Origin of the sequence: Brevundimonas sp. (assembly GCF_032055285.1) — a bacterium.
Lineage (GTDB): Bacteria > Pseudomonadota > Alphaproteobacteria > Caulobacterales > Caulobacteraceae > Brevundimonas.
Genome location: NZ_DAMBRE010000003.1, coordinates 375,016 through 392,708 on the forward strand (window position 1 = coordinate 375,016; position 17,693 = coordinate 392,708).

General features: G+C 67.1%; 17 protein-coding genes. 12 read left to right on the forward strand and 5 right to left on the reverse strand.

All coding sequences use genetic code 11. The features are described 5' to 3' along the window. Window positions 1-10: 10 nt before the first annotated feature. The gene (locus RTY13_RS10010; RefSeq protein WP_312783101.1) at window positions 11-1,336 is read right to left on the reverse strand and encodes a hypothetical protein; all 1,326 of its coding nucleotides are present in this window, start codon (window positions 1,334-1,336) and stop codon (window positions 11-13) included. Window positions 1,337-1,955: 619 nt separating this feature from the next. On the opposite strand from RTY13_RS10010, the gene RTY13_RS10015 reads away from it, so the two are divergent. Both RTY13_RS10015 and RTY13_RS10020 read left to right on the forward strand, forming a co-directional pair. Further along, window positions 1,956-2,378 (forward strand): TadE/TadG family type IV pilus assembly protein, encoded by a 423-nt coding sequence (locus tag RTY13_RS10015; protein ID WP_312783102.1) that lies wholly within the window; start codon window positions 1,956-1,958, stop codon window positions 2,376-2,378. A gap of 1 nt (window position 2,379) precedes the next feature. Further along, the gene (locus RTY13_RS10020) at window positions 2,380-4,005 is read left to right on the forward strand and encodes a TadG family pilus assembly protein (protein ID WP_312783103.1); all 1,626 of its coding nucleotides are present in this window, start codon (window positions 2,380-2,382) and stop codon (window positions 4,003-4,005) included. A 29-nt stretch (window positions 4,006-4,034) separates the two neighbouring features. On the opposite strand, the gene RTY13_RS10025 is transcribed toward RTY13_RS10020, so the two are convergent. Further along, complete coding sequence (locus RTY13_RS10025) at window positions 4,035-5,390, reverse strand: peptidoglycan DD-metalloendopeptidase family protein (protein WP_312783105.1); 1,356 nt, start codon at window positions 5,388-5,390, stop codon at window positions 4,035-4,037. 332 nt (window positions 5,391-5,722) lie between these two features. On the opposite strand from RTY13_RS10025, the gene RTY13_RS10030 reads away from it, so the two are divergent. From RTY13_RS10030 to RTY13_RS10070, 9 genes are all read left to right on the forward strand, one after another. Next, the gene (locus RTY13_RS10030) at window positions 5,723-8,893 is read left to right on the forward strand and encodes a YdbH domain-containing protein (protein ID WP_312783107.1); all 3,171 of its coding nucleotides are present in this window, start codon (window positions 5,723-5,725) and stop codon (window positions 8,891-8,893) included. Window positions 8,894-8,981: 88 nt separating this feature from the next. Further along, on the forward strand, window positions 8,982-9,167 hold the full coding sequence (locus RTY13_RS10035; protein ID WP_207824933.1) for a YnbE family lipoprotein: 186 nt from the start codon (window positions 8,982-8,984) through the stop codon (window positions 9,165-9,167). Window positions 9,168-9,187: 20 nt separating this feature from the next. Next, window positions 9,188-9,547, forward strand: coding sequence for a YdbL family protein (locus RTY13_RS10040; protein ID WP_312783109.1), 360 nt, complete (start codon window positions 9,188-9,190; stop codon window positions 9,545-9,547). A gap of 9 nt (window positions 9,548-9,556) precedes the next feature. Continuing rightward, the gene (locus RTY13_RS10045) at window positions 9,557-9,856 is read left to right on the forward strand and encodes a hypothetical protein (protein WP_312783110.1); all 300 of its coding nucleotides are present in this window, start codon (window positions 9,557-9,559) and stop codon (window positions 9,854-9,856) included. Between the two features lie 17 nt (window positions 9,857-9,873). Next, a complete protein-coding gene (locus tag RTY13_RS10050) occupies window positions 9,874-10,323 on the forward strand; it encodes a hypothetical protein (RefSeq protein WP_312783111.1) in 450 nt (149 codons plus the stop codon). Window positions 10,324-10,402: 79 nt separating this feature from the next. Next, window positions 10,403-11,536: an acyltransferase gene (locus RTY13_RS10055; RefSeq protein ID WP_312783112.1), complete on the forward strand. Its 1,134-nt coding sequence runs from the start codon at window positions 10,403-10,405 to the stop codon at window positions 11,534-11,536. Between the two features lie 34 nt (window positions 11,537-11,570). Next, window positions 11,571-12,101: a CHAP domain-containing protein gene (locus tag RTY13_RS10060; protein WP_312783114.1), complete on the forward strand. Its 531-nt coding sequence runs from the start codon at window positions 11,571-11,573 to the stop codon at window positions 12,099-12,101. A 55-nt stretch (window positions 12,102-12,156) separates the two neighbouring features. Continuing rightward, window positions 12,157-13,002: a tryptophan 2,3-dioxygenase gene (locus tag RTY13_RS10065; protein WP_312783115.1), complete on the forward strand. Its 846-nt coding sequence runs from the start codon at window positions 12,157-12,159 to the stop codon at window positions 13,000-13,002. Between the two features lie 57 nt (window positions 13,003-13,059). Next, complete coding sequence (locus RTY13_RS10070; RefSeq protein WP_312783116.1) at window positions 13,060-13,545, forward strand: PA2169 family four-helix-bundle protein; 486 nt, start codon at window positions 13,060-13,062, stop codon at window positions 13,543-13,545. A 266-nt stretch (window positions 13,546-13,811) separates the two neighbouring features. On the opposite strand, the gene rplS is transcribed toward RTY13_RS10070, so the two are convergent. After that, the gene (gene rplS, locus RTY13_RS10075) at window positions 13,812-14,234 is read right to left on the reverse strand and encodes a 50S ribosomal protein L19 (RefSeq protein WP_312783117.1); all 423 of its coding nucleotides are present in this window, start codon (window positions 14,232-14,234) and stop codon (window positions 13,812-13,814) included. A gap of 2 nt (window positions 14,235-14,236) precedes the next feature. Further along, entirely contained in the window at window positions 14,237-14,989 is a 753-nt protein-coding gene (gene trmD, locus RTY13_RS10080) for a tRNA (guanosine(37)-N1)-methyltransferase TrmD (protein ID WP_312783119.1), read from the reverse strand. 207 nt (window positions 14,990-15,196) lie between these two features. Here trmD and RTY13_RS10085 point away from each other — a divergent pair, with 207 nt between their 5' ends. Then, window positions 15,197-15,778, forward strand: coding sequence for a hypothetical protein (locus RTY13_RS10085; RefSeq protein WP_312783121.1), 582 nt, complete (start codon window positions 15,197-15,199; stop codon window positions 15,776-15,778). 58 nt (window positions 15,779-15,836) lie between these two features. Here RTY13_RS10085 and RTY13_RS10090 read toward each other — a convergent pair whose 3' ends face one another. Continuing rightward, a complete protein-coding gene (locus RTY13_RS10090; protein WP_312783123.1) occupies window positions 15,837-17,672 on the reverse strand; it encodes a DUF885 domain-containing protein in 1,836 nt (611 codons plus the stop codon). Between the last annotated feature and the right edge of the window lie 21 nt (window positions 17,673-17,693).

Consider the following 17,693-nt stretch of genomic DNA (forward strand, 5'->3'; position numbering starts at 1 on the left):
GCCGTAGCCTTTAGGTAGCGTCAGAAATCCCCGCGCTCGGCTGTTCCAGCGTATCGGTTGTGGCGCGCCGCGCGGCCTCTCGGGTCAGAGCGCGAAGCAGGTCTGCGAGGTTGAGCAGGATCGCGTCATCCTCTTCCGTAGAATAGTTCGAAACGAATTCCCCGTGCATCACCTGATTGCGCAATCGCCTCCAGGTTTCGACCTGAGCCCTTGTGCCGACGCCTCGATCGGCGAGATCGATCAGGCCGCGCACTACAGACACCTGATCCGCCCGGCCTACGGCGCTTCTAGCTGTGTCTCTCAGACGTTGCGGCCCTACCCAGGCGTCGATGTGTTCGATCAGACCCGCGATCGCTGCGGGGTCGGCGTCCGCGCGACGGGTTTCCTCGGGTACGAGAATGCGGGCGATGCCTTCGATGCTTGAGGCCATCGTCATGGCCCAGACCCATCGTGAGCCACGCATCGCCTGAATGACCTCTTCAAAATAGGCGGTGACCGTATGGCTTCCCCACAGACCCGTGCGGACCACCATGGTCAGCAGGTCCCGGTAGAGGTCGAAGAACAGGTCTTCCGTCGTCGGATCCGAGGCGTTCCACATCGCGAGCCAGACGGAGTCTCTTGTCCAGGCCGGTGATTGACGAACCCAGAGCATCAACCGCCCGTCGGAGAAGCGACGTTCCACCAGTCGAGGGAAGACCAGTTGCCCGAACAGAACCCGGAGCGGCTCCCCCAGCCAGTTCTCCGCGGAATGAGCGGGCATGGCTTCGGTAGACGGGGCCGAAATCGCGAGCACGTTCGTGGTCCGGTCGAAGCGGAAGCTCACCGGCGACCCGAGAACCTCGATGGTCCTTACCGCTTCCCACTCTCCCGGCCGGACCTCCGTCCGGACCAGGCGACGCAAGGCGGCGGATGCGCTGTGATTCCTGGGGATGATGAAGCGAGCTTCCGCCCCTGCTCGATCCGCCTCCGCCGCCCCGCCGCCCATGAGGGCGTCACACGTGCCCGAGAAGACCCAGCCGTCGGCGCCTACATTGAACTCCGGCATCGTCCAGCCGCCGTTCCATTCGTCCCCGTTCTCATCAACCAGGAGCAGGCGGAACTGGCTCAGCGCGTCGTAGCGATCTTCGCGCGCCCGATTCATCGCACGCATCGCATGCCCCAGGTCGGCTGGCGTACCGGTCAGGCGATATTCAAACTCGCGTTCGTTCACGATCGTGAATGTGCCTGCGCCTTCGACAAGCGCAGGCTCAAAGTCCCCGCAGAGGAGCGTCATTCGCGGACAGGCGATGGTGACCGGTCCGGTCAGGAACCGCGTCAGGTCATCAAGGTTGGGCATAAGGCTTTCCTAGCTTGACGACCGACCGCCAGCCCGGGGTTTCGCGCGAAACCCGTGTGAGCGGAAGGTGTCTCAAGTCCGGCCAAGGTCCTGCATCGGCTGGCGTCCCCCGACGATCTGGGCGAAGCCGCGCGCATCCATAGAGAGCGCAATGTCCTTGCCGAGCTTCGGCGGCGCGGATCGTCGCAACATACCGATCGGTGAGTTTGACCTTGCTCATTCCAGCGCCCTTTCCGCACGTGTCGGGTTAGGGATCGCGTGCCCCGCGACCCGTCAGGCGATCAGTCTTGAAATCGCTTTGGGGCACATATGGGGCACAGAAAAACGGGAAACAGGTGAAACCGCCTAGAACGCAAAAAGACGGTTAGCCCGAAAAAACGTCAGTTAGAGCAATGGCTTGTGAGGCAAGTTGGAACAATCTGGAACAGCGGGAAATTGGCTTTGAAATTTCCTACGAATCTGGGGGTCAGGAGTTCGAATCTCTTCGGGTGCGCCATCTTTCCTTCAGAAGCAGACCCTTCAAGGCGGAGCCGATTGGCCCGCCTTTATTCTTGCGTGTTCAGCACCGCTTAACGGTGTTCAACTTATAGTTGTCACCTTAAAGAGGTGAGGCCGAACCATGAGGCGCTGCTCTTCCCTTCTGTCATTCAACCGCGACCGGCGCGGCGTCGCCGCCATCGAGTTCGCCATGGTCGCGCCGCTGCTGATCCTGATGATGCTGGGCATCGTCGTATACGGCGGATGGTTCTGGATGGCCCATTCGGTCCAGTCGCTGGCGTCGGAGGGGGCGCGAGCGGCGATCGCCGGGCTGGACCCGGCGGAACGGGAAACCCTGGCGCGCGACTTCATCGGCGCTCAGGTCGAGGATCTGGGCCTGCAGGCCGATCGGGCCTCGGTCGAGGTCGAAAGCACGGCGAGCATCATCCGCGTCAATGTCGTCTATGACGCCAGAGATCACCCCCTGATGGCCCTGGCGGCCATTGTCCCCTCGCCGCCGCCCACCATCCGCAGGACCGCCATTGTCCGTCTGGGGGGATACTGAAATGCCGCGCCTCCGCTGGCTTGAAGACCAAAAAGGCGGGGTGGCCGTCATGTCGGCCGCCTTCGCCGGCCTCATGTGCGTCCTGGCCGCTCTGGCTGTCGATCTGGGGGCCATCTCGCTCAAGGCCCGCAAGATCCAGGGCGCGGCGGACCTGTCGGCCATGGCCGCCGCCCACGACCTGACCCATGCCGAGTCCGCCGCCCGCGCCACAGCCGCGGCCAATCTGACCGACCTGCAGACCGTCAGCGTGACCAAGGGCGGCTATACCGCCGACCCTCGCCTCAAACCTGAGGACCGGTTCAGGGCCAATGCTTCCGAACTCAACGCCGCGCGGGTCGAGGTGACGGCGCCCGCCTCCCTGTTCTTTGGTCGCTGGATTCTGAAGCGCGACAGCATCACCGTGCGCAAGACCGCCACAGCCGCCATTCCGGGCGGCCGGCCCCAGGCCATGTTTTCGATCGGCTCGCGACTGGCCAGCCTGGACGGGGGACTGGCCAACGCCCTGCTGTCGAGCCTGCTGGGCGGCAATGTCTCGCTGACGGTGATGGATTATCGCGCCCTGGCCGGGGCTCAGGTCAATTTGCTGCAGTTCTCCGACGCCCTGGCCGCCGACCTGGGCGTGACGGCGGGCGACTATGACGCCTTGTTGAATCAGGAGGTCACGGCGGGACGCGCCTTGAAGGTGCTGGAATCCATCGCGGGGTCCGATACCAAATCGGTTCTAGGCAAACTGACCCGCACGCCGGCGGACGCCAAGCTCAGGCTGAAAGACCTGATCGGGGTCGAGGTCGACGCCAGACAGGGGCTGCGCGAGGCCCTGAACGCGGACGTCTCGGCCCTGGACCTGATCATGGCCTCGCTGGAGACCGCCAACGGCGACCGTCAGGTGGCGCTGGATCTGGGCGCGCGCGCCGGCCTGGCCGATCTGGACGTCATGCTGGCCATCGGCGAGCGGCCCAACAAGTCGCCGTGGTTGACCATCACCGGCAAGGACGAACCCATCATCCGCACCGCCCAGGCCCGCATCTATCTGAAGGCGACGACGGCCCAGGCTCTGGCTGGCCTGGCCCAGGTCAAGCTGCCCATCCTGGTCGAGGCGGCCGCGTCGGAGGCCCGCCTGAAACGCATCAACTGCGAGGGGGCGCGAACCGTGACCCTGGCCGTGAGACCCGGTGTGGCGCGGGCGCGCGTCGGCGCCATCGACGAATCCAGGTTGAAGAACTTCAAGGCGCCGCTGACGAGTTCGCCGGCGACCCTGGTTTCAGCCCTGAACCTGGTCACCGTCAAAGCCCACGCGGACTTGGAAATCGCCGACCTGAACTGGCAGGAGGCGGTGTTCAGCACCGCGGACATCTCCAACCATACGGTCAAGTCCGTGCGCTCACGCGGCTTCCTCAACGGTCTGATCGTCAGCCTGCTGCAACGGATGGAGGTCAGCCTGCTCGGCCTGGATCTCGGCGGCCTGGTTCAGGCGGTCGGGACCCTGCTAACGCCGCTCGGCCCAGTGCTTGACGGGATCGTCCAGCCCCTGCTCGACCTTCTGGGCCAGAAGTTGGGCGAGGCCGACGTGCGGGTGCACGGCGTCCAGTGCCCGACCCAGGGGCGAACGCCGATGCTGGTGGGTTAGAATGGGGAGCCGCGCACGGCCCCAAGCCGTCAGCCTTCGACGGAACGCAGGCCCGAAGCCGAGGCCTGCTGGACCACCGGGCGGCGCTGACCGCCGGCGGCGATGATGCGGTCGATGCGGGCCTTCTCGGCGCGGAAGGCGGCCAGGTCGGAACCAGCCAGAACCGTGCCTTCCTGGGTCTTGATGCCGGACGGATTGATCCGTTGGCCGTTGCGCCAGATCTCATAGTGCAGGTGCGGACCGGTCGAGGCGCCGGTCGAGCCGACGTAGGCGACGACCTGACCCTGAGACACGCGCTGGCCGGCGCGGATGCCCGAGCCATAACGCGACAGGTGGCCGTAGCCGCTTTCCAGACCGTTGGCGTGGCGGATGCGCAGCCAGTTGCCGTAGCCGCCCCAGCGACGGGCCTCGACCACCACGCCGTCGGCGGGGGCCACGACGGGCGTGCCCGTGGTGGCGGCGAAGTCCATGCCCTGGTGCATCTTGCGATAACCGGAAATGGGGTGGGTGCGGACGCCGAAGTTGGAGCTGACGCGGCGGAAGCTGGTCAGCGGCGTACGCATCATGGCGGTGCGCGTGTTCTTGCCGGTGGCGTCGAAATATTCCGCCGTCTTCGCGCCGGGGCGCTGATAGCGGTAGAAGGCGTGGCCCTTCAGCTCGGCATAGAGCAGTTCGCCGGTTTCCACCGTGCGGCCGGCTTCGGTCACCGAGCGGTCGAAGACCAGGGTGAACTCGTCCGAGGCGCGCACGTCGCGCTGCATGTCGAACTTGTGTGCGAACAACTGGCTGGCGCGGCGGACGACCGCCGAGGTGGCGCCCAGTTCCCGGGCGCTGGCCGACAGCGAACGCTGAACCTTGTCATTGGCGACGACGGTTTCGTGCGTCACCTTTTCGTCAAGGGCGCGAAGGCGCAGGGCGCCGTCGAAGCTGCGCGACACGGTCAACTGGCTGGCCGGGCCGGTGCGCATGGTCAGGCCGATCAGGCGGGCGTCGCCCCGGCCGCCGCGCGGCTTGGAGACGGCGGTTTCAAACTTCAGGCCTGCGCGCATGTCCTTGAGATCGAAGGCGCTGGCGATGGTGGCGGCGACGGCGCTGGCTTCATCGGCGCCGACGCCGGTGCGGCGCACGGCCTGCTCGAAGGTTTCGCCGCGGCGGATTTGCACAGGGATGGCCTCAGGGGCCGTCAGACCGGTCGGCGCGCCGGCGGCGGCGTAGGCCTGGGTCTCAAGATAGGCCATCTGTTCCGACGTCAGCGCGGGAACTTCCTCGGCGCGAACCGGTTCATAGGCTTGACCCGCCACAAGGGCGATGGCCACTGCGGCGGCGGTCGTCAGGAGATGCGGCGCAAGCCGCATCGGCTGGCGGCGCGGATCGAACTGAGCCATCGGTCCCCGGCAATCGACGACGCCCTACTGGCGCCAAACCATTCGAATCATGGATCGCGCCCCGGCAGCCCCGAAAACGCGAAGCGAGCGATATAGCCCGTCCGTCCCATCTTGGGAAGCGCGTAGGTTACAATTGGTTAACTTGGCCGGGTGAAGGTCAAGTATTCCACTGTTTTTCATGAATCATCAGCGGACAATGGCCCTTTTCTCGCCTTGCTTGACTGAACAGTGACTGCCGCGCCACGCAGCAGTGTTCAAACAGCCACGCCTGTCCTTGCAACACGATCTGTGGCGTTGTTACGCCTCCTTTCGCCGACGGATCGCCGAGCGCCTTGACCGACGAAACCCCCGCCTCAAAGCCCCCCCTCCGTCCACGCTCTGTCGCGCGGACGCTGCTGATCGCCTTCCTGATCGGGCTCGCCCTTCTGATCGTGCTGGCCGCCGCCCTCTACCTGAACCGTCGCGCCGCCGCGCGCGAGCTTCTGACCGGCTGGCTGGACCGCAAGGGCATCGACGCCGACGTCGAGGTGGAACAGCTGGAGGTCGACGGCTTCGTCGGCAAGATCAGCATCGGCGACCCACGCAACCCCGACTTCAGGGTGGAGCGGGTCGAGGTCGACTACGCCCTTGGCATGCCCTGGTCCAAGGCCGGGCTGGGCGTGACCCCCAGCCGCATCCGCCTGATCCGCCCCCTGGCGCGCGCCAGTTGGAAGGGCGGCAGGTTCTCGCTCGGTTCGCTGGACCCTCTGATCGAGGAGTTCACATCCAGGCCGCCGCGCCCTGACAGCCGCGCCCCCCTGGTCATCGTCGAGGGCGGCCGCGCCCGCATCGACACCGAGTACGGCCCTGTGCAAATTCTGGCCGACGCCCGTATCGACGACAGCAGGCTGATGCGGCTGAACGCCCGCCTGCCCGCCGCCTCGCTCAAGAGCGGCGACGCCGAGGCGCGCGGCCTCAGCGCTGTCATCGACCTGACCACCACCGACGACCGCGTGGCTCTGAAAGTCGAGGCCGCCGCCGACGCCTTCACCCTGACGGACGCCGCCGGATCGGCGACGAAGCTGAGCCTGACCGGCGACCTGCCCTATCCCGACCTCAAGAAGCGCCGCGGCGACGGCCGTGCCGTTATCGCCGCCCACCTGACGGCGGACGCCCTGTCGGCTGGCGGGATCGAGAGCCGCGCGACGGAGGCCTCGCTGGACTTCGACGGCCAGGCCCAGGGGTGGATCGAAGCCTTCCGCCTCTCGGGCCAGGGACAGACACGGGTCCGCGCCCAGCGGCTGAGCGGTCAGGGGTTGAACGCGCGCGGCGCCGATCTCGCCCTGAGCCAGGCCGAGGTTTCGGTCTCGCGCGGCAAGCGCGGCCTGGAGTGGCGCCTGGCCTCGCCCGCCGCACTTCGCCTGGACAGCGGCGTCATAGGCGCCTCACGCCTGACCCAGACCAGCCTGACATCATCAAATCTGGCGGCCGGCGGACGCGATAACGCCTTCGAGGTTCAAGGCCCCCTGGCCTTGGCGGCGAGCCGACTGGTTTCCGGCGACTTGACGCTGAACGACGCCCGCGGCCGCCTGGCCCTGGACGTGGTGCGTGACGGCGTGACCCGCATTGCCGCCACGGGCGCTCTGTCGTCCGCCCGCGCCGCCTGGCCCGGCTTCGGCGCCCCGACGCCTGACGACCAGCCGGAACTGGCCGAGCTGAAACGCGCCTTGAGCGCCTTCGCCATCGACGCGCCCGGCGTGCGCTTCGCCACCAGCAATACGGGCACGGAACTGACCCTGATCCGACCGGCGACGGCCCGGCCGGCCAACGGCGGCCTTCTGACGATCTCACCGGCGAAAACGCCCCTGTTCGCGGCCGAGCCGGACCAGCCGGGCGGCGGGGCCCTGAGCCTGACGTCGCAGCGTGGCGGCGGCCTGCCCGAGGCCCGATTCACCGTGCCGTCCTGGAACCTGACGCCCGGCGGATTCCGCGCCGCGCTGGACGGTCAGGCGGCGCTGGACTTCGGTCCTGCACGCAACATCGCCCTGTCGACCAAGGGCGAGTTGGCCTCGAACGGCGGACGGCTGACCTATACGACCCAGGACTGCATCCCCCTCAGCGTCGAGCGGCTGGAACTGGGCGAGAACGACGTGACCGACGTGGCGGGCCGCTTCTGTCCCGTCGAGACGCCGCTGATCACAGTGGCGGACGGCGCCTGGCGCGCCCAGGGAAGCCTGGCCGACGTCGGCGCCACCGCCCCCTTCCTGGCCATGCGCTTCTCGGACGCCCAGGGCCGACTGGTCGTGGACGGCAAGCCCGCCGGCCTGTCGATGACCGCAACGGTCAGCCGCGCCCAGGTCGCCGACACGACCGATCCCCTGCGCTTCCTGCCGCTGACCGCGGCGGGCGAGGCGAAGCTGACGAACGATGTCTGGAGCGGCGGCTTCGACCTGACACGTCTGGAGCACGAAGTCGGCCGCATCGACCTGCGCCACGACGGCAAGGCCGAGGCGGGCGGCGTCGTCATCAGCGCGCCGAACCTCTTCTTCACCGCCCAGGGCCTGCAGCCCGATGATCTCAGCCCCCTGGCTGGCGACTATCTGAAATCGCCGGTCGAGGGTTCGGCCGGGTTCGAGGGCCGCTTCGACTGGACCCCGACCACCACGTCCAGCTCCGGCGTCGCCACCATCACCGAGCTCGACTTCACCAGCCCGGCGGGCAAGGTGCAGGGGCTAAAGGGTCGCGTCGAGTTCACCAGCCTGACGCCGCTGGTCACCGCCCCGGATCAGGTGCTGACGGTGGACCGGCTGGAGACCGTCACCCCTCTTACCGATCTGGAGCTGCGCTTCGCCCTGGACGAAAAGGCCCTGGCCCTGGCAGGCGGTCAGATCCAGGCGGCGGGCGGCCGCATCAGCATCGAGCCGTTCAGCATCCCCCTGACGCCCGGCGAGGCCTGGGGCGGGGTGATCCTGGTCGAACAGGTGCAGCTGAACGAGCTGATGAAGAGCGCCAACCTGCAGGACAAGGCCGAGCTGGATTCCGTGGTGTCCGGCCGCCTGCCCTTCACCTTCGCGCCCGATACCGGCTGGCGCATCGTCGGCGGCATGCTGACCGCCGTGCGGCCGGGCCGTCTGTCGATCAAGCCCGAGGTCTTCGACGACCTGGCGGCGGGCGGTGGGAACGCCGATGGAGCGCCGCTGCCGCCCAACACCATGCAGGATCTGGCCTATCAGGCCATGCAGGATCTGGCGATCAGCGACCTGTCCGCCGAGGTCAACAGCCTGGACGGCGGCCGCCTGGGCGTTCGGTTCCATATCAATGGCCGCCACGATCCGCCCGAGCGCGAACAGTTGCGCCTCAGCTGGATGGAGCTGATCCGCCGCGACTTCCTCAACAAGAAGCTGAACCTGCCGTCCGACACCCCGATCGATTTGACGCTGGACACCACCTGGAACGCCAACCAGATCGTCTCGGACCTGATGGAGTACGCCCGTCGCGGCGAAGCGCCGGAGATCAGGCCTTGAGATACGGCGCCGCTTTGTTCAGAACCCGTTCACGCACCGGGGCGTTAGATCGCCACGACTTCAACCGCCGCCTTCGGAGACCGGCCTCATGATCAGCAAGCGTCAGATCGCCCTGCTCGGCCTCGCCGCCGTCAGCGTCGCCGCGTGCGCGCCCACGGTGAACATCAAATTCAGCGAACCGCTGCAGATCTACGCCAAGCTGGACGCCGACATCCGCATCAAGCTCGACCAGGAACTGCAGAACCTCCTGCGCGAAAACCCCAACCTGTTCTGACCGAAAGAAAGGGGCTGAACATGAACCATCGCAAGCTCTTCGTCGCCGTCGCCGCTGTCGCCGCTCTCGGCGTGGCCGCCGGCGCCGCCGTGGCCCAGACGGCCTCGCAAAAGGCCCTGGTCGATCAGGCCAAGGCCGCCGGCACGGTCGGCGAGCAGGCTGACGGCTATCTCGGCGTGCGCACTTCGGTCGCGCCCGACACCCAGGCCGCCGTCAGCGCCACCAACGCCGGCCGCCGTCAGGCCTACGCCCGCAGCGCCGCCGACGCCGGCACCTCGGCTGAAGTGGCCGGCGCCCGGATGTTCGAAACCCAGCTGCTGCCGCGCATCAGCTCGGGCCAGTGGTACAAGAACGCCGCCGGCCAGTGGGTCCAGCGCTGATCTGACGACATGAAGACGCCCCGGGTCGAAGGTCGGGCGGGACGCTTCCTGCTGGCCCTCGGCCTGGCGGTGGCGATCGCGGCCGTCGCCACCCTGAGCCTGGCCGGATACTGGCGGCTGATCGGCGGCGGCCCGATGTCCGTTCACGGCTGGATCGCTATGGGCCTGGGCGTTCTGGGCACAGTCGGCCTGTCCTGGCTGCTGATGAGCCTGGCCTTCCGCTCGGATCGCGAAGGCTGGGACGACCAGGTCGACAACCGACTGGACCCCGGCCGGGAAGAAGCCGACAAGGACGATCTCGACTATTGATCCTCCCGGAGGCCGCCATGCGTTTCGTCCTGCTCTGCGCCCTTGCGACCGCCGCCCTGGCGGGCTGCTCGCAGCCTGCAGCCGAAAAGACTCCTGCCGCGCCCGCCGAGGCCCGTACCCTGGCCGGGGTCGATCTGGATCAACCCTTGCGCGTGATGGGCACCGAGCCGTTCTGGGCCGTCGAAATCGTCCCGGAGAGCCTGACCTACTCCGGGGTTGATCGCCCCGCGCAGAAGGCCGCCAATCCCGGTCCGGCGCTGCAGGGCACGGTGGCGACCTGGACCACCGAGACCACGGCCAAGACGCCGCTGGTGGTCACCCTGATGGCCACCGACTGCTCTGACGGCATGAGCGACCGGACCTATCCCCTGACCGCCAAGGTCGAGATCGGGACCGAGACCCTTTCCGGCTGCGCCGCCGCCGTCGCGGCGATCGAGAAGGTCGGCGAGTCCGGCCGCGTCGAATAGGGGGTCTGGCGCCCGTCTTGCTGCTGAGGCCCATGGCCGCTTAACGCTTCCCAAAGCGGCGCTATGCCATGGTGGCCGCATGACCTCCGCTCAGACGCCCGTCGATCTTCGCCCCTTGACCGCCCTGCGGTTCATGGCGGCCCTGTGGGTCGTGCTCTACACCTTCTGGCCCAACCTCGATGTCGGCTTCCTGCCAAATCTGGCGGCCAAGGGCTACCTCGGCGTCGAACTCTTCTTCGTCCTGTCGGGCTTCATCCTCAGCCACGTCTATCTGCACGCCTTCGCCGAGAAGCGCTTTTCCTATCGCGGCTTCCTGTGGGCGCGGATCGCGCGGGTCTATCCGCTGCACGTCTTCACCCTGCTGGGAGTCATGGCCCTGGGCCTGGCGGCGGTCGCCGTCGGCCTGAGCATCGACGCCAGCATCCTCAGCTGGAAGAGCCTGCCCGCCCACCTGCTGATGCTGCACGCCTGGGGCTTTGCTGGAGAAGCGGGATGGAACCATCCGTCCTGGTCGATCTCGGCCGAGTGGTTCGCCTATCTGGCCTTCCCCCTGTTCGCCATGGCCGCCTGGCCGTTGCGGAAACGGCCCTGGGTGGCGACTGCGGGGGCGGCGGTCTTCCTGATGGGGCTCTATGCGGCGTTCGAGCGTCTGGCGGGTTTCCCCCTGACCGAGGCCACCTTCCGTTGGGGGGCGCTGCGCATCGTGCCCTGCTTCGCCTATGGCTGCGCCCTCTATCTGGTCTATCGCCGCGCGCCCCTGCCCCGCGCCGGGCTGCTGGCCCTGCTGGCCGCCGTCGTCATGGTCGCCTCGGCCTCGGTCCTGGCCTGGGACGCCATCACGGTTCTGGCCGCCGGCCTGCTGATCCTTGCCCTGGCCTCCATCCCCCAAGGCAAGGCGGGCTGGCTCGGCTCCAAGCCCGCCGTCTATCTCGGCGAGATCAGCTATTCGGTCTATATGGTCTGCGCGCCCTGGCAGATTCTGGCGGTCAATCTGGCCGCCCGGGCGACCGGGGCAGACGACAAGCGGCTTCACCTTCTCGTGTGGTTGGGGATCATTCTGGGCCTGATCGCCGCCGCCGCCGCCACCTATCACCTGATCGAACGCCCGGCCCGCAAGGCCCTGCGCGGCATGGCCGACCGGCGAGGCGCGCCTGTGGATCACAAGACGAAACAGTCCGAAACGGTTCTTCAACCTTCGGACACTATCGTCTAAGGCTTGGTCCGCGTTTTAGTCGGGAGCACGCCAGATGATGAAACGGCTCACAGCCGCCGCGGTTGCGGCGACCCTGGGGTTCTTTGCGATCGGTCCTGCGCCGGCCAAGGCTGACGACCCCTACTGGCAGTGCGTGACCTTCGCCCGCATGTTCTCGGGCATCAACATCTTCGGCGACGCCTGGACCTGGTGGCGTCAGGCGGTCGACAAGTTCCGCACCGGCCGCGCCCCGGAAACCGGCTCCGTTCTGGTCTTCCAGCCCTCGGGCCGCATGGACAAGGGCCACGTCGCCGTCGTTTCCGACATCCTGACCGACCGCGTCATCCGCGTGACCCACGCCAACTGGGGCGGCAGCCGCGGCAAGGTCGAGGAGAACGTCACCGTGGTGGACGTGTCCCCGGCCGGCGACTGGAGCCGGGTCAAGGTCTGGTACAACCCGATCAACGCCCTGGGCACCACCGTCTATCCGACCTACGGCTTCGTCTACAAAGGCGCTCGCGACGCCTTCGACAACGGTCGCCAGATGGCTGCAGCCGCCGCCAGCGAGCCCCGCGCCGCCAACTGATTTTTCCGTCGCCTCCGGGCTGGCCCTTGCGGCCCGATCCGGCGATAGGTGGCGGATGACCGACGCACCCAACGATACTCGCACCCACGCGATCGAGACGGCGAAGCACGAGCCGGGCGGCATCACCTATGCCGGCTATCTGTCGCTCGACGACCTGCTGAGCGCCCAGCACCCGCGCTCGGACCAGCATGACGAGATGCTGTTCGTCATCATCCACCAGACCAAGGAACTGTGGCTCAAGCAGATCCTGCACGAGATGGCCCTGGCCCAGAGCCTGATCCGGGCCGGGGACCTGGTGCCCGCCTACAAGAGCCTGGCCCGCGTCAGCCGCATCCAGTCGGTCATGACCCAGAGCTGGGACATCCTGGCCACCATGACGCCGTCCGACTACCTGAAATTCCGCGGCGACCTGGGCGCCAGCTCGGGCTTCCAGAGCGACCAGTTCCGCCGCCTGGAGACCATGCTGGGTCTCAAGGACCCGCGCTTCCTGCGCTTCCACGTCGAGCGGCCCGAGGCCCATGCGGCGCTGGTGGCGGCCATGGAGGCCCCCAGCCTCTATGACGACGCCCTGCGTCAGTTGTCGCTGGCCGGCCTGCCCGTCCCCGCCGAGGTGCTGAACCGCGACGTCAGCCAGACCTATGAGCCGTCCGAGGGCGTCGAGGCCGCCTGGCTGGAGGTCTATCGCGACACCGAGCGCTGGTGGCCGCTCTATCAACTGGCCGAGAAGCTGGTCGATCTGGACGACGCCCTGCTGACCTGGCGGCACAAGCACGTGGTCACGGTCGAGCGCATCATCGGCCGCCGTCAGGGCACGGGCGGCACCGACGGGGTCGGCTATCTGGTCGAGACGCTGAAGCGCCGCTGCTTCCCCGAACTCTGGTCGCTGCGCACCAAGCTGTAATCGGGCAACCTTCGCCGCTGGCGCGGGTTTCACCTGCGTCAGCCATGGAGGTTTCTGGTGAGCAGCCCCAACAGTCATGACATCAAGGTTCTGAACGGCCTGGCCGAGGGCCTGATCGACAGCGCCGACGGCTATGCCGAGGCGGCGGCCGAGACGGCGGATGTACGCTATCGCGACCTGTTCCTGCGACGCAGCGAGGAACGGCGTCGGGTCGCGTCCGACCTGCAAACGGCGGTGCGCGGCATGGGCGGCCACCCCGATGATGAAGGCTCGATCCTGGCCAAGGCGCAGCGCGCCTTCATGGACATCAAGCACGCCCTGATGCGGGACGAGGCCTCGGTCGTTGGCTCGATCGAAAGCGGCGAGGCCCATCTGCAGGCCCGCTTCGACCGCGCCCTCAGCGACGAGGCCCTATCGGCCACGACCCGCGAAACCATCCGCCGCGCCCACGCCGCCGTCCGGTCCGGCCACGACGAGATGCATGTCCTGCGCCGCAGCCTCGAAGGCCAGCACGACGCGGACAATCCGCTGTATCCGCAGTAGCGAGACGCCTCTCCCTCCCCTTTAGGGGGAGGGTGGTCGCGTAGCGACCGGGTGGGGAGGGCATGGCGATACAGGCGCGGCGTGTGATTTACCGAAGCGCCCCCACCCGTCTGACGCTTCGCGTCAGCCACCCTCCCCATGAAGGGGAGGGAGAAAACTGCACTCAAGCAGCGCTCGACCGCGTCGCGCGCGATAGCGCCCCAAAATGAAAAAGGCCCCGGCGTTTCCGCCGGGGCCTCGATTTTCAGCGCAGGGCCGAAGCTGGATTAAGCTTCGTCGCCCTTGTCGGCCGAACCGGTGACCGGAACGGTCGCGCCCTTGGCCGGACGAACCGTCTGGCGCTCGGCGATACGGGCCGACTTACCGCGACGGTCGCGCAGGTAGTAGAGCTTGGCGCGACGGACGACGCCGCGGCGCTTCACTTCGATGGACTCGACGTTCGGCGACAGGATCGGGAAGCGACGCTCCACGCCTTCACCGAAGGAAATCTTGCGGACCGTGAAGGTCTCGTTGATGCCGCCGCCGTCACGGGCGATGCAGACGCCTTCGAACGCCTGGATGCGTTCGCGCTCGCCTTCCTTGATGCGCACGTTGACGCGCAGGGTGTCGCCGGGCTGGAAGTCGGGAATGGTCTTGCCTTCGAGCAGGCGGGCTTTTTCTTCTGCAGCGAGCTGCTGAACGATGTTCATGTCTATTCTCCTCGGGCTTTAGCGCCCTTTGCCTTTGATTTGGCGGAGCCAGGCTCCGCGGCCGTCTTCGCCAGATGCGCCGCCCAGAGGTCCGGGCGCCGTTCCCGCGTCGTCTCTTCCCGCTGCGCCTCACGCCATTGCGCGATCTTCTTGTGATCGCCCGACAGCAGCACCTCGGGAATGTCGTGCCCCTCGAACGTCCGCGGTCGCGTGTACTGCGGGTGTTCCAGAAGACCGTCCTCGAAGCTTTCGGACGACAGGCTTTCAGCCGCGCCGAGAACACCGGGAACCAGTCGTACGCACGCCTCGATCGCCACCATGGCCGCCGCCTCGCCACCGGCGAGGACCGCGTTTCCGACGGAGATCTCCTCGAACCCCCGGGCGTCGAGCACCCGTTGGTCCACCCCCTCGAAACGGCCGCAAAGCACGACGATGCCGTCAGCCTTGGCCCATTCCTTCACTCGCGCCTGCGTCAGGGGTCGACCGCGTGCGCTCATGTACAAAAGCGGCCGAGGCGGGCCCTCCAGACTATCCAAAGCCCGGGCCACCACGTCCGCTTTAAGCACCTGACCGGGACCGCCACCCGCGGGGGTGTCGTCCAGGAAGCCGCGCTTATCTTCGGAAAACGCGCGAATGTCCAGCGTCTGCAGGTCCCACAGCCCCCTCTCGCGCCAGGCGGTGCCGATCAGCGACACGCCAAGCGGACCCGGAAAGGCCTCGGGGAACATGGTCAGGACGGTGGCGGTAAAGGGCATGGCGGCGGCTCATACAGGAAACCCGGCGATCCGGCGAGCCAGTGCAGCGTGTCGGAACAACGCCAAAGGCTGGTTGACTTGCTTGTTAGGCGCCACCCAAATTCAGAATTCATGAATCTGCGAGGTCCTATGCGTGTCCTTGTTCCCTTACTGGCTCTGCTGAGCGTTTCCGCCTGCGCCACGACACCTGAGGTCTACGAGGCCAGAATGCCGTTGGAGATCGTCCGAACCGAAGGTCAGGCGCCGCGCATGGGCGATGTCACCCTGCGCGCTGGAGGGAACAACAAGGGCGATCCATTCGCGTTTACCCTTTGGTTCGACAGCGATGGCGAACACTTAGGCCCGTTGCGTTCGGTAGGATGGACCGTGAAATTCGGCGACTACTGCCGCGACCGGCCCAGTTGGGTTCAATCGGTTCTGATCGGACCAAATGGTCAGGCTTGGCCGGGGTGGCGCGTCTTCGTACCAGCCGGCTTGGACAGAGGTCAGGATTGGTCCACCGGCTACGCCAGCGCCAACGAAGCCAACACTGTGGCCGCGCCCGGACTTCTGGAAGCCCTGGCGAAAGGCGGCCGGTTCAAAGTCGCACTAGAAGACGACGAAGGCCGGTACTGGCATGAAGCCGTCATCAATCTTCACTCGCCCGCCCGCTGGGAACAACTGTTCGCCGCCAATCGCGACGCGGTCGGCGCGGCAGATCCCGATATGCCCCCGAGAGGGGCGACACCACTTATCGCTGTGTATCAACCGCCCTTTACGCCGCCGACCCCGCCACGCCCGTGTCCGTGACGACGGATAGCCGCAAGCGCCCGATCCGTCTCCCGACTCGACCTTCGAGTATAGAATCCTAGGTCGGCTTGCCGCCGCCCGCTGCGATCCAGGCCTCGACCTGATCGGCCAGGACGTCCAGCGGCACAGAGCCAGAGCCCAGGACCACCGCGTGGAAGTCCTTGATGTCGAACCTGTCGCCCAGGGTCGTCTCGGCCTTGGCGCGCAGTTCCTCGATCCTCAGCTCGCCGATCTTGTAGCTGGTCGCCTGGCCGGGGTTGGTGATGTAGCGCTCGACCTCCTTGCCGATGTCGCGTTCCGACAGCAGGGAGTTCTGGCGGAAGTAGTCCATCGCCTGTTCGCGGCTCCAACGCTTGGCATGAAGCCCGGTGTCCGTCACCAAACGCACCGCGCGCCACAGCTCGGTCGAGAGACGGCCGAAGTCGGAATAGGGGTCCTGATAGAAGCCCATCTCCTTGCCCAGTTGCTCGGCATAGAGGCCCCAGCCCTCGGCGTAGGCCCCGTAACCGCCGAAGCGACGGAAGCGCGGCAGGCCCTCGATCTCCTGAGCATAGGCGATCTGGAAGTGATGCCCCGGCGCGCCCTCGTGATAGCTGATGCCTTCGATCTGGGGCTTCAGCACCTGGGTCATGTCCGACAGGTTGACGTAGTAGATGCCGGGACGCGAGCCGTCCGGCGCCGGCGCATTGTAAAAGGCGATGGAGGCCGTGGCCTCGCGGAAGGGCTCGACGGCGCGGACCTCCAGCGCCGCCTTGGGCAGGGTCGAGAACCACTGGGGCGCCACCGCCATGACCTGGGCGATGAAGCCGCGGGCGTCGGTCAGATACTGCTCCTTGCCCTCAGCCGTGTTCGGATACTGGAAGCGCGGATCGGTCTTCAGGAAGACGAAGAAGTCCTGCAGCGAGCCGGTGAAGCCGACCTTGGCCTTGACGACCTCCATCTCGGCCTGGATGCGGGCGACCTCGTCCAGACCGATCTGGTGGATCTGGTCAGCGGTCAGGTCGGTCGTGGTCGAGAGCTGCAGGCGGGCGTTGTAATAGGCCTCGCCGTTCGGCAGGCGCCAGACACCCGCGTCGCTGTCCGCCATCGGCCGGACCTCGGTCAGGGCAGTCAGGACGGTGTCGAAGCCACGCTTGTAGGGGCCGGTCAGGGCGGCGCGGGCCGAGGCCAGCAACCGGTCCTTGGCGGCCTGATCGGCGTCCAGCGCGGCGACCTTCTTCTGGAAGTCGGCCCAGACCGGGTTGTCGGCGCCGCCGTCGAAGGGGGCGCCGGTGATGACGTTGCGGGTGTTCTCGATCGAGGGCTCAAACACGAAGCGCGGCGAGACCACGCCCTCGGCGGCGCGGGCCTTCAGCGTCGTCGCGACCTGCCCCATGTAGCGCTCGGCCTCGCCGATCCGCGAGACATAGGCTTCGGCGTCCGAGACGCTGCTGATGCGATGGTTGTTGATGAGGAAGACCGGCAGGCCCGTGGTCGGGTTGCCGTTGGCGGCGAACTGGAAGCCCCAGTTGCGCCACTGGTTCGACAGGCGCGCCTGCTGCACGCCGTATTCAAACAGCCGCCACGACATCCTGCTCTGGGCGCTGAGCTTGGCCGGATCGAACTCGGCCTTCATGCGCGCCAGCTGCGCCTCCTGCAGCGCCAGAGAGCGCTCGGCGGCGGCGTCGGAGACGTCGTCCAGCTTGTCGTAGTCGGTCTTCAGCCCCAGGCCGGTCATCTGCTGCGGGCTGAGCGCGATCCGCTCCTGGAAGGCCTGATCGAAGAAGGCGTTGAGACGCGCGTCCTCGCTTTGCACCCGAGCGGGCGCGGCAGGCGCCGCGACTTGGGCCATGGCGACGGGCGCGGCGGCGCAAAGCGCCAGAACGGCGGCGGACGAGACCAGAAAACGACGCATGAAACCCCCTCGGAACAGCGA